This is a genomic window from Alphaproteobacteria bacterium (assembly GCA_018667735.1).
Taxonomy (GTDB): Bacteria; Pseudomonadota; Alphaproteobacteria; order Rickettsiales; family JABIRX01; genus JABIRX01.
Window position 1 is genome coordinate 1 of sequence record JABIRX010000029.1, and the last position, 11,213, is coordinate 11,213.

The following is an 11,213-nucleotide window of genomic DNA, read 5'->3' on the forward strand; positions in this document are numbered from 1 at the left end:
AAATACACCCTGCTACAAAAACATTTCAGGCAATAAGAATATTTGTAAATGAAGAGCTTAAAGAGTTAAAGGAGGTGTTAGCAGCTACTATTAATCTTTTAAATAAAGGAGGAAGATTAGTAGTAGTTAGCTTTCATGGCTTAGAAGATAAAATAGTAAAATCTTTTATAAAAGAACATGCTGTTAAAGCTGCAAATAACAGATATATGCCTGAGATTAAAACAACAGAGCAGGCAGAATTCAAGCTGGTTACTAATGGTTTAAAGCCTACAATATCAGAGATAAGCGATAATCCAAGGGCTAGATCTGCAATTATGAGAGTGGCTGAAAAATTATGACTTTTTTTAAGCTATTAAGATATTCTAATTATTTGTTTCTAAATTTACTTTTACTTATTACGACCTTTGTTGTAATTTATGTTTGTATAGCAATTAAGTCTTATAATTTGCAAATTTCGGATGAGATCAAATATATATCAATCAAGATAGCAGAACAGCAAGATACTATTAAGATTTACAAGGCAGAACTAGCCTTATTGACAAGCCCTAAATCTTTAAAAGCACTTTATAAGGCCTATTACAATAAAGATGAATTTATTTATAAACCATCAATAGCTAGAATAAAAAATACAGAACAATTTTCTGCGTATTTTACCCCAAAATACCTATCATTAAAATAAAGGTAATGAAGATAGTAAATAACAATAGGGTAAATTTAGTTTTTATAATATTGCTTTCATTATATTTAATTTTATTAATAAGAGCATTATACTTAAGTTCCCTAATATCAGAAAAAAGCTCCAAACATATTAGTAAAACAGATAATGATTATCGTTATGATATTTTTGATCGTAATGGGCAAATTTTAGCAACAGATATTGTAACTTACACATTATATGCAGAACCTTATAATATTAGATCTGTAAAAAAGATTGTTGCTGATTTAAAGAGTTATGCTCCAGATTTAAATTGGAAAAATATTGCAAGAAAGTTAAGTAATAAAAGTTTTAAAGGTAGAGTTTTATTAATCAGAGACTTAACTCCAAAGCAAAAATTAAGCATTAATAATTTGGGTAATGTTGGTTTGTATTTTCATGAAGATTATAAAAGATTTTATCCATATAGTAATATCATGTCTCATCTACTTGGTTTTGTTGATTACGATGAGCATGGCTTGTCAGGTTTTGAGGGTTATGTAAATAAAGTTTTAAGAAAAGAGCAACAGATTAAGCAATCTAAAATTAATTTAGCTATAGATATTAGGGTACAAAATATAGTGCATGAAGAATTGACTAGAGCGATGAAAAAATTTTCAGCTAAGGGAGCTGTTGGTATAGTTATGGATGTAAAAACAGCAGAAATATTCGCGCTGGTTAGCTTACCTGATTATAATCCTTATGACCCAGGACCAAGTCTTATTGACCGAAGATATAATAATAAAGCAAGTTATGATACACATGAAATGGGTTCTACTTTTAAGATATTTACCATGGCATTAGCTTTAGAAAAAAAGCTTATTAAGTTAGATGATATGGTGGATGTCTCAAAAAATATAAAAATTTCAGGTTATCAAATAAAAGATTTTAAAAAAATAAAAGAGGAAATATCAATTAGAGATATTTTTGTTAGATCCTCTAATATTGGTACTAGTAAAATAGCACAAAAATTTAGCGATGCTGAGCAACAAGATTTTTTTAAAAATCTAAATTTATTTGAACCTTTAGAAATTGAATTAATTGAGAAATCATATGGAAATTTACCTAGAAAGTGGGGTTTAACTAGAAAAATAACCGCGTCATATGGATATGGTGTTTCTATTACTGCGATTCATTTAATCCAAGCTGTGAATGCCATAATTAATAATGGTACATTCTTGCCTGCAACCATATTAAAGGGTAAAAATGATAATAAATTAGGTGAAAAAGTGATATCAACGCAAAATTCCAGCCATGTCAGAAAGTTAATGCGTGAAGTTGTAAGGCGTGGCACAGCTAGAAAAGCTTTTTCTAAAGGCTATGATATTGGTGGCAAAACAGGATCTGCAAATAAAGTTGGAAAATATGGCTATGATGAAGATAGATTATTATCTTCATTTATTGGGTTTTTTCCTGTAGAAAAACCTAAATTTATCATTTATAGTTTTTTAGATGAGCCGCAGGGCATAAAGGAAACGGGTGGTTATGCAACAGGTGGTGCTACAGTTGCCCCATTAGTTAAAAATATTATAGAAAGAATTGCGCCGATATACGATATTGCGCCTGAAAAAAATGCAAGATTTTAAATTATTATTACATAACAAAAACATAAAACATATAACTTTAGATTCTAGAGAAGTAAAAGAAGGGAGCTTATTCATAGCTTTACAGGGTTTTAAATATAATGGTAATAAATTTATCAAAGCTGCTATAGCAAAAGGTGCTAGCCTAGTTTTTTGTGATAATTCTGAGGAGATAGGGGATAAAAGCACAGTTTATTTCATAGAAAATTTAAAAGCACAATTGGCAGACATTGTTAAAACTATTTATGTTAAAACTCCTAAAGAGTTATATGCAGTAACTGGCACTAATGGAAAATCCTCCATTATTGATTTAATTAGACAAAGTAAATTATTATTAAATGAGAATATCACAACTATTGGCACTCTTGGTGTATATAAAAATAATGAATTAATAGAAAATCTTGTTAATACTACGCCTGATATATGTAAGTTTTTTCAAATATTAAATGAAAATTCTGATGATAGTTTTGCTTTTGAAGCTTCAAGTCATGGTTTAGAGCAAGAAAGATTTGCTAAGTTAAAATTAGATACAGCAATTTTTACTAATCTTACTAGAGATCATCTTGATTATCATGCTAATATGACAGATTATTTTGCAGCAAAGTTAAAGTTGTTTACTAGGCATTTGAAAAAAGAGGGTTTTGCTATAATAAATGCTGATGATGATTATGGCGCGCAAATAATAAGTATTTGCAAAGCTAAGCAGCTTAAATTTTTTACTTATGGTAAAAAGGCGCATGATTTAAAGTTAATTTCACAAAATAATGAGCTATTTACCCTTAAATATCAAAATCAATTATATGAGTTTAACACAAGTCTTATTGGTGAATTTCAGATTTATAATATTATGGCAGTAATTTCATTGTTGTTACTAAAAAACATACCAATGAATAATATTATAGGAATTGTGGAAAAATTTGTGCCAATAAAGGGTAGGTTAGAAGAGGTTAAGTCTAATAAAAATTACAGAGTATTTATAGATTACGCGCATACGCCAGATGCTTTAGAAAATATTTTAGTAACCCTAAAAGCAAATTGTAAAAATAAATTAATATTATTATTTGGTTGTGGTGGTGAAAGGGACCAGGGAAAAAGAAGTAAAATGGCCATAATAGCAGATAAATATGCGGATATTACGGTTGTAACAGATGATAATCCAAGGAATGAGGATGCAGCTATAATTAGAGACGAAATAGTTAAATATCTGCATAATTTTTATAATATTGGTGAGCGTAAAGCTGCAATTAGGCATGCTTTAGCAATAGCAGAAAAAGATGATATAGTTGTGCTTGCGGGTAAAGGGCATGAAAATTACCAAATTATTGGAGAGCAAAAAATACATTGTGATGATTATGAAACAGTTAGTGAGCTTTTAAATGTGGAGTAATAAAAAACTAAAAGAAGCGTTAAAAGTTAGTGTTACACAAAATATTTCAGCTGGAAAAATTGTAATTGATAGCAGAATTATTGCTAATCAAGATATATTTCTATGTTTAAAAGGAGAAAATTTTGATGGGCATGATTTTAAAAAAGAGGCTATTAGTAAAGGTGCTTCAATAATAATAGCTGAAAAACCAGACCTAGAATTTGCTAAGTATGAAGTAATAGTAGAAAATAGCTATGAAGCTTTGCTGCAATTGGCGCGTTATAAAAGGTTAAATAGTCAGGCAAAATTTATTGCTATCACAGGTAGTGTGGGGAAAACCACATTTAAAGAAGCGCTGAAATCTGTGTTAGCAAAATATGATAATAGTTTTGCAACTAAGGGTAATTTTAACAATCATATTGGCATGCCGCTTTGTCTTGCTAATCTTGATGAGAACACAAAATATGCAATCTTTGAACTTGGCATGAATCATGCTGGTGAGATAGAATTTTTAAGTAATATATTAAAACCAGATTTAGCTTTAATTACACAAATCACCGAAGCACATATTGGTAATTTTTCTTCAATTGACGGTATAATAGCTGCAAAAGCTGAAATTTGTAGTGGTTTTTCTGATCATAGTAAGGTTATACTAAATCACAGTGATATTTATTATGATAAATTAAAAAGTTATATTCACGATAAATTAGAGGTTAATAATAGCAATATATATTCTTTTGGCTGTAAAAGTGATTTTATTGAAATAAGAGACTTAAAATATGTGAAAACTGGTATCTCAATTAATTTTAAAGATAAAATAGATTATACTCAGAAATTTTCTTTCTTTCATCAAGCTTTGGCTGAATTATTAATAGGTATTTTTGCTATTTTAAAGGTTTTAAAGTTAGATTTTCCATTAGCAAACAATGTTTTAGAAGAATTTAAACCAATAGAGGGGAGAGGAAATATCGAAAAATATGTTATAAAAGATATTAATTTAACAGTGATTAATGACAGCTATAATGCTAACTTCACTTCTATGTCGGAATCTATTAAAACTTTAGCTAAATTACAGAAGCTTAATTTTGGGCGTAAAGTTTTAATTATTGGTGACATGTTAGAGTTAGGTAGCATGGCTAAAACATATCATCAACAATTAGCTGAGGTGATAAAATTAGCAAATATCAGCAAAGTTATCGCAATAGGTGATCTGATGAAGAATCTTTATGATATTTTGCCAATAGAGATGAAATTAAAATATTATACTAAATTACCAGATAATTTAGATGTAATTTTAAATGAATTAGCGCATGATGATTTAATTTTAATAAAATCCTCTAAAGCAATAGGGACGCATAAAATAATTGATTATATAAAAGAACAAAGCAATGTTATATAGTATATTTGAACCACTTTTTAGTGAACACTCATTTTATAATTTATTTAGATATATCTCATTTAGAAGTGGAGGAGCCTTTTTTACTTCTTTAATTTTGAGTTTTATTTTTGCTCCTAAAATAATTGCATTTCTGAAAGCTAGGCAAAAATTTGGCCAGCCAATAAGAGAAGATGGGCCACAAACTCATATAGATAACAAGCAAGGCACACCAACAATGGGTGGTATAATCATTATTTTTTCAATGTTATTTTCTACACTTATTTGGACAAACTTAACTAATCCTTATGTTTGGGTGGTAACTTTTATTGTTATTTCATTTAGTTTAATTGGCTTTGTAGATGATTATTTAAAATTAACCAAAAGAAATAGCAAGGGTGTAAGTGGTAAAAAGAAGTTAATGTTACAACTAATTTTTTCATTTATAGCAGTATTTTGGTTGAAATCTATTGCACCAGACGAGTTTGCTTCAAAACTATATTTCCCAATATTCAAAAATTTGGTTTTAGATCTTGGTTTATTTTATATACCCTTTGCGATGATGGTGATGGTTGGAAGCTCGAATGCGGTTAATTTAACTGACGGTTTAGATGGTTTAGCTACTATACCCATAATTATAGCATCAGCTTCATTTGCCTTAATTTGTTATTTAGTTGGTAATGTGTTATTTGCAGGTTATTTACATCTTCCCTATATTGAGGGTGCTGGAGAAATTACCATTATTGCATCTGGTATAGTGGGGTCATTATTAGGTTTTTTATGGTTTAATGCACCTCCTGCTAAAATTTTTATGGGTGATACAGGAAGTTTGTCATTAGGTGCTATTTTGGGATCATTTAGTTTAATTAGTAAGAACGAACTTACTTTAGCAATAATAGGGGGAGTATTTGTCCTGGAAGCTTTGTCTGTTATTATTCAAGTTTACTCTTTCAAGCTTACAGGGAAAAGAGTATTTAGGATGGCACCAATTCACCATCATTTTGAGCAGAAAGGCTGGCCAGAAGCAACTATAGTAATTAGGTTTTGGATTATTTCGATTATTTTAGCAATTATTGGTTTAGCAACCTTAAAGATTCGTTAGCTAATAAGTTTAAAACCAACTAAGCTAAGTGACATAACTAACATGCCAAGGCTTATTCCCCATATAGTTGTATGTGTATTACCGTAAGCTCTGGCTGCTGGAAGTAATTCATCAAAGCTAATAAAAACCATGATACCTGCTATTATGCCAAAGGTTATACCAAGCGTTGCAGCGCCCATAAAGGAATATAAGAGAAAAAATCCAATAATAGCACCCACTGGCTCAGCTAGGCCAGATAATGTGGCATAATAAAAAGCTTTCTTACGATTTTTAGTTGCTTGATATATAGGCAATGAAACAGCAATTCCTTCAGGTATATTATGAATAGCTATAGCAAATGCGATTGGGATACCAAGGGTTATATCACTAAGTGAGGAAATAAAAGTTGCAAATCCCTCAGGAAAATTATGGATAGCTATTGCAATAGCAGTAAAAACACCCGTTCTTTTTAACGCAAGTTTATCTAATTTTTCGGTGTGATTTAATTTTAATTTTGCTAGATCTCGATCTTTTCTAATTTCATGTGGGTTAATATCTTTTGGTATTAAAAAATCAATAAGAGCAGAAATTATTATACCAAGAAAAAAACAAGCTGTGGTAAAAAGCTCTGCTAATGCTTCATTAGCATAAACTTCATTGAATGAATCTCTTGATTTAGCTAATATCTCAACAAAGGAAACATAAATCATTACACCAGCTGAAAAACCAAGGCCAACAGATAAAACTCTCTTATTATCATAGCGCGTAAAAAACGCCAAAACTGCACCAATTGTAGTGGACAGACCGGCAAAACAGGTAAGTAAGAAAGCAAATAAATAATTTTCTGAGATTAAGTTGTACATAGTATATTTTTTCTATAGATTATTTTTGAATATAAATAAAAGCAATAATATAATAATTTTATTAATTATGCTGCTTCTAATTTAACTTTATGCAAAATAATATTTTTATTCTAGGTCTTGGCATTACAGGTAAGTCTGCAGCACAAAAGCTTGCAAGCCTCAATAATAATATTTATATTTATGATGATAAGATTGCAGCATGTCCTCAAGATTTACTAATAAAAAATGTAATTTTTTGTCATTATGATGAAGTAGATTGGACAAACATTAATTACATAATGGTAAGTCCTGGTATAAATATACAGGGTGAAAATGCTCATAAAATCAGAAAAATAGCAAAAGCGTGTAAAATAAAACTAGTCTCAGACATTGAATTATTTGTAAATTTATTACCAAAAGCTAAATTAATAGGCATAACTGGTACTAATGGAAAATCTACTACTAGCGCTCTCATTCATCATATTTTTAAAGATGCAGGAAAAGAAGCCTACCTTGGTGGTAATATAGGAGTTTCTGTTTTTGATTTACCATTAAAAGATAATGATAATATTTTTTATATTTTAGAGCTATCTTCCTACCAATTAGATTTGCTTGATAAAGCAAGCTTTAATGCTGCAATTATATTAAATATAACTCCAGATCATATTGATCGGCATGGCTCATATGGAAATTATGTACAAGCTAAATTTAATATTTTTAAAAATGAGCGTATAAGTAGATTATCTTTAATTTCAGAAGATATTTACCGAAACAAGCTAGCAAGAAAATACATAACAGAGCATAAGAAATTAACTATCATTAAGGATTACAGTAAGGAAGATTTTCTAGCCAAAATAGAATGTAGCTTATTTGGTAATATAGATAATTTAAATGCTGCTATTGCAATAGGTAAATATTTTAATTTATCTAATATTGAGCTAAGTAAATCATTAAGTTCTTTTAAAAGCTTACCTCATCGCTTGGAATATTTAGGAGAAATTAAAAAGGTAAAAATTTTTAATGATAGTAAAGCAACAAATGCAGAAAGTACTTTAAATGCAGTAAAGCAATTTAAAAATATAACTCTAATAATAGGTGGTGTTCCAAAAGAGGGCGGTATTAATTTAATTTTACCATATTTAAATAAAGTAAAAAGAATATTTATCATAGGTGCAGCGAAGGAAGAGTTTAAAAAGCAATTAGATAGCGTAGGTTATAATAATTATTACTTAGCTCAAGACTTAGAAGATGCATATAAAAACGCTTTAACTTTTAGTATTGAAGCTGATTCGAATATTACTTTGCTTTTTTCACCAGCTGCAGCATCATTTGATATGTGGAAAAACTTTGTGGAGCGTGGTAATGAGTTTAAAAATCTGTATTATAAGAGTTGCAAGTGAAACTATATAATCGCAATAGTAAGAACATTGCTAAATGGTTGTATTCTCTTGACCATAATATTATTTTCTCTTTTATAATGTTACTTTTAGTTGGTCTAATTATGTCAAAAAGTGCTAGCACTAATGTGGCAGAAAAAATTGGTTTAGACGCATTATATTTTTATCATAAACATATACTCTTTGTAATTCTTGCTATTTTAGCAGCGTTATTTTTTTCTTTGTTAAAACCAAATGTAATTTTAAGATTTAGTTTGTTACTATTATTACTGTCATTAATGTTAGTGGTTATCATAATCTTTACAGAAGATCACACTAAAGGGGCAAAAAGATGGCTCAGAATAGCGGGGCTTACAATTCAGCCTTCAGAATTTATAAAACCATTTTTTATCGTGATAAATGCGTGGTTTTTAAGCAGAAAATTTATTAGAGATGATATTAATGGTTATATAATTTCAACCATATTATTTCTTACTATTATTTTTTGCTTAGCTATGCAGCCAGATATAGGCATGTCACTTAATTTTATTGCAGTTTGGTCGATTCAAGTATTTATGTCTGGTATCTCATATTTTATAATAATAATTTTATTAGGCCTAGCTTTAATAGGAGTAATTTTAGCATATTTTTCTTTTGGTCATGTAAAATATAGAATTGATAGTTTCTTATTTTCAGATGGTGCACCTAGTTATCAGATATCTAAATCACTGAAGGCAATAGATTCTGGTGGTTTTTTTGGTAAAGGTATTTTCGAAGGAGAAGTAAAAAATGTCTTACCAGATAGTCACACAGACTTTATTTTTGCTGCTATGATGGAAGAATTTGGCTTGATTGTTACTTTCATAATTTTATCACTATATTTTCTAATTATTTTCAGAATTTTTATTCATACAAAATTAGCTAAAGATAATTTTATTATAATATTATTAGTTGGAATAGCGGTGCAAATAGCTTTTCAAATTTTTGTAAATGTTGGTGTAAATATGAATATTTTGCCAACTAAAGGTACAACTTTACCTTTTATTAGTTATGGTGGCTCTTCTTTACTTGCTATGGGGATATTAACAGGTATCTTATTATCAGCTTGTCGAGAGCAGTTTGGTAGGTTAAAAAACTATAAATGACAATGGAGCAAACAATTATTTTAGCAGCAGGCGGAACAGGGGGGCATTTAACTCCAGCCCTTGCACTTGCTGATGATTTAGTAAAAAATAACTGCAAAGTAATTTTAATTACAGATGAGCGTTGTAAACAATATTTAATAGGTGACTTTCCTTTTGAGATATTATGTTTAAAAAGCGTAAATTTAAGTTTAAAGCCACTTAAACTTTTACTATTTATTATTTATACATTTAAAAATATTGTTAAAATAACTAAGCTTATTTATTTACATAAAATCAGGTTAATGATCAGTTTTGGTGGTTATACTGCATTTGCGGCCAATATAAGTGCTGTAGTAAATTATAGAAAATTAATTTTACACGAGCAAAATTCAGTTGCTGGAAGGTTAAATAAATTATTTGCTTGTTATGCTACAAAAATATTCTGCAATTTTCCTAAGGTAAGGGGATTAGAAAGATATGATAATAAAACCCATCATACTGGTTTTTTAGTTGAAAATTATCAGTGTAAATTTGCAAGAAAAGCACATGAAAAATTTACCATATTAATAGTAGGTGGCAGCCAAGGTGCAAGTTTCTTAGCGGATTTTAGTTATAACTTACTTAGCTCTCTTGATCAGGGTTTGAGAAAAAATATAAAGATTATTCAGCAAGTAAAACAACAGCAACATAAAGAGTTAGCCATAAAATACGATAAGTTGAATATAGAATATGAATTAAGTGAATATTTCAATGATATAAAAGCTAAATATTTAGAGAGTGATTTTGTAATTGCAAGATCAGGTGCTTCTACTATGGGAGAATTAATTAATTATAATTTACCTGCTATTTATATCCCTTATCCATTTGCTATGAATGATCACCAATATCATAATGCTAGTTATTTAGCAGCAAAGGAAGCTTCATTCCTTTATAGAGAAAATGAGGTTGATTATAATTTAATATCCAATTTGCTACAGAAAGTTATAAAAGAACCACAATATCTTAAGTCTTTAGCACAAAAGTTAAATAAAATTAAAAATGAGCATAACCCTAAATTAATTGTAGAGCTATTAAAAAAGCTATAAGCCTTTAAGTGAAAAGGTAAAATTAATATTGTAATTATTTTCACTATTTGAAGTATTAATAAAATCTTTATCAAAGGTAATTATATAATCAAGACATTGACCTTTTATCGTGAGAGAATTACTAGAGCTTATAGAGCCTGAGTTTTTAGAATAACTTTTAGCAAGCAGATTTTTTTGATATTTTGAACTAAATGTAATTTTATCACTAAGAGGAAATTCTAAAGTTGCATTTAAAAACTTTTCTTTATTTTTACTGCTATCAACTAAATGTAACTTATTATTTAAGTGGCTAAGCTGAAGTTTAAATTTCTTATAATTTAGTGAAACTGCAAAAAATTGTTCATAAGGGTTAAGATCGCTTTCACGAAGTTTATATTGGTATTTAATGCTGTGCTTATTAGGGAAATCTATGCTTGATATACCAACTATATCACTAAACTTTTCTTTTATACCAGATGATCTAGAAACTTCTTGAGTAGAAAAGTTATATGCTTGCCCAATAAAATTTGAGAATTTTAAATATTCGTTAAATATTTGTTTATTAATACCATAATTTATTCTCATTCCTTCTTCATATAAATCAGTACCTGAAATTTTATTGTTACTATTTACATTACTATAATTTAATGTGGCATTAGCGCTATTTAAGTTAGTAACTTTGCTGCTATTACTATTTTTAGGCGACAC

The 11,213-nt window shown here is 28.9% G+C and carries 11 protein-coding genes; 9 read left to right on the forward strand and 2 right to left on the reverse strand.

Features of this window, described 5'->3' with window-relative positions; genetic code table 11:
- From mraW to HOH73_02940, 6 genes are all read left to right on the forward strand, one after another.
- Positions 1–338 (forward strand): 16S rRNA (cytosine(1402)-N(4))-methyltransferase (mraW, locus tag HOH73_02915; protein ID MBT5827809.1); only part of this gene is annotated, 338 nt, incomplete at its 5' end.
- A complete protein-coding gene (locus HOH73_02920; protein ID MBT5827810.1) occupies positions 335–679 on the forward strand; it encodes a hypothetical protein in 345 nt (114 codons plus the stop codon). The genes mraW and HOH73_02920, both read left to right, overlap by 4 nt.
- 5 nt (positions 680–684) lie before the next feature.
- Complete coding sequence (locus HOH73_02925) at positions 685–2,280, forward strand: penicillin-binding protein 2 (protein ID MBT5827811.1); 1,596 nt, start codon at positions 685–687, stop codon at positions 2,278–2,280.
- On the forward strand, positions 2,267–3,664 hold the full coding sequence (locus tag HOH73_02930; protein MBT5827812.1) for a UDP-N-acetylmuramoyl-L-alanyl-D-glutamate--2,6-diaminopimelate ligase: 1,398 nt from the start codon (positions 2,267–2,269) through the stop codon (positions 3,662–3,664). The genes HOH73_02925 and HOH73_02930 overlap by 14 nt, the downstream gene beginning before the upstream one ends.
- Positions 3,654–5,042: a UDP-N-acetylmuramoyl-tripeptide--D-alanyl-D-alanine ligase gene (locus HOH73_02935; protein MBT5827813.1), complete on the forward strand. Its 1,389-nt coding sequence runs from the start codon at positions 3,654–3,656 to the stop codon at positions 5,040–5,042. The genes HOH73_02930 and HOH73_02935 overlap by 11 nt, the downstream gene beginning before the upstream one ends.
- Complete coding sequence (locus HOH73_02940; protein MBT5827814.1) at positions 5,032–6,120, forward strand: phospho-N-acetylmuramoyl-pentapeptide-transferase; 1,089 nt, start codon at positions 5,032–5,034, stop codon at positions 6,118–6,120. Before HOH73_02935 ends, HOH73_02940 begins: the two co-directional genes overlap by 11 nt.
- Here the strand turns inward: HOH73_02940 and zupT are convergent.
- Positions 6,117–6,962, reverse strand: a complete 846-nt coding sequence (gene zupT / locus HOH73_02945) for a zinc transporter ZupT (GenBank protein ID MBT5827815.1) — start codon at positions 6,960–6,962, stop codon at positions 6,117–6,119. The two genes, HOH73_02940 and zupT, sit on opposite strands and share 4 nt — an antisense overlap.
- An 89-nt stretch (positions 6,963–7,051) precedes the next feature.
- On the opposite strand from zupT, the gene murD reads away from it, so the two are divergent.
- From murD to HOH73_02960, 3 genes are read left to right on the forward strand one after another with little or no spacing between them, the layout of a single operon-like run.
- Complete coding sequence (murD, locus tag HOH73_02950; GenBank protein MBT5827816.1) at positions 7,052–8,341, forward strand: UDP-N-acetylmuramoyl-L-alanine--D-glutamate ligase; 1,290 nt, start codon at positions 7,052–7,054, stop codon at positions 8,339–8,341.
- A complete protein-coding gene (locus HOH73_02955; protein ID MBT5827817.1) occupies positions 8,338–9,462 on the forward strand; it encodes an FtsW/RodA/SpoVE family cell cycle protein in 1,125 nt (374 codons plus the stop codon). The genes murD and HOH73_02955 overlap by 4 nt, the downstream gene beginning before the upstream one ends.
- Positions 9,459–10,526: a hypothetical protein gene (locus HOH73_02960; protein ID MBT5827818.1), complete on the forward strand. Its 1,068-nt coding sequence runs from the start codon at positions 9,459–9,461 to the stop codon at positions 10,524–10,526. The genes HOH73_02955 and HOH73_02960 overlap by 4 nt, the downstream gene beginning before the upstream one ends.
- On the opposite strand, the gene lptD is transcribed toward HOH73_02960, so the two are convergent.
- Positions 10,521–11,213, reverse strand: a 693-nt coding sequence (gene lptD, locus HOH73_02965; protein ID MBT5827819.1) for an LPS assembly protein LptD, incomplete at its 5' end; no start/stop codon positions are given. The two genes, HOH73_02960 and lptD, sit on opposite strands and share 6 nt — an antisense overlap.